Source organism: Mycobacterium mantenii (assembly GCF_001667865.1).
Lineage (GTDB): Bacteria > Actinomycetota > Actinomycetes > Mycobacteriales > Mycobacteriaceae > Mycobacterium > Mycobacterium mantenii_A.
The window spans coordinates 1-943 of record NZ_LZJP01000106.1 but is presented as its reverse complement, the minus strand read 5'-3'; the positions used below and the strand labels follow the sequence as shown (position 1 = coordinate 943).

Here is a 943-nt window from a genome sequence, read left to right as displayed (position 1 = left end):
ATCTCGACGATCTCGTTCGGGACCAAGGGCGGCGAGATCGAGATGGACGGGCAGCGCATCGCCGTCCCGGTGTCGACGGACCAGATGAAGATGGTCGCCAAGCTGTCCGGCGGGCAGTCCTATACCGCCACCAACCTCGGCGAGCTCGAGAAGAGCTACAACGCGATCGAGAACGAGATCGGCTACCGCACGGTGCCGGGCCCGGGCAGCTCCGGCTGGCTGCGCCTCGGCGTGCTGACCGCCCTGATCGCGACGGCACTGGCACTGCTGATCAACCGGCGCCTGCCCAGCTGAGCACTCAGGCGGGCAGCCTGCGGTTCAGCAGCAGCCCGGCCAGGATGGCGCCGGCCATGGCGAAGGCGCCGAGCAGCATCCAGGCCAGACTCGCGTCGCCCTTCACGGTTTCGTAGCCGATCTGGCGCTGCAGCGTCGAGTACACGTTCTTCAGCGATTCCAGGCTGTCGGCGTGGAACGACTGGCCGTCGGTGATCTCGCAGATCTTCTGCAGCGTCTGGTCATCCACCGGAACGGGGATGGTGGCGCCCTCGTAGTCGACGGTGCCGTACGGGGTGCCGAACGAGATCGTCGAGATGGGCACGCCCTCGTCCTTGGCCAGCCGCGCCGCGGTGTAGACGCCGTCGTGCGGATCGCCGGGATTGGAGGGCTTGTTCTCGCCGCCGTCGGACAGCAGCACGATGCGGGCCGGCGGGGGAGTGTCGCCGCCGGCGACCCCGGTGGCGCTCACCGCGTGCAGGGCGGTGAAGATCGCTTCGCCGGTGGCCGTGCTGTCGGCGAAATCCAGCTTCTTCAGCGCGTCGATGGTCGCCTGGTGTTGCGGGGTCGGCGGCACCAGCAGATAGGGCGTGCCGGCGAAGCCGACCAGCCCGAGGTTGATGCCGGGCGTGAGCTGGCCGGCGAACTGGGTGGCGGCCTGTTCGGCGGC

General features: G+C 69.0%; 1 protein-coding gene and 1 pseudogene. One reads left to right on the top strand and one right to left on the bottom strand.

The features are described from left to right. Positions 1–294, top strand: a pseudogene (locus A5688_RS20405) (VWA domain-containing protein); the annotation flags it as partial. Positions 295–298: 4 nt separating this feature from the next. On the opposite strand, the gene A5688_RS20400 reads toward A5688_RS20405, so the two are convergent. Beyond that, positions 299–943: VWA domain-containing protein (locus tag A5688_RS20400; protein ID WP_067839218.1), on the bottom strand; the 645-nt coding region annotated here is incomplete at its 5' end.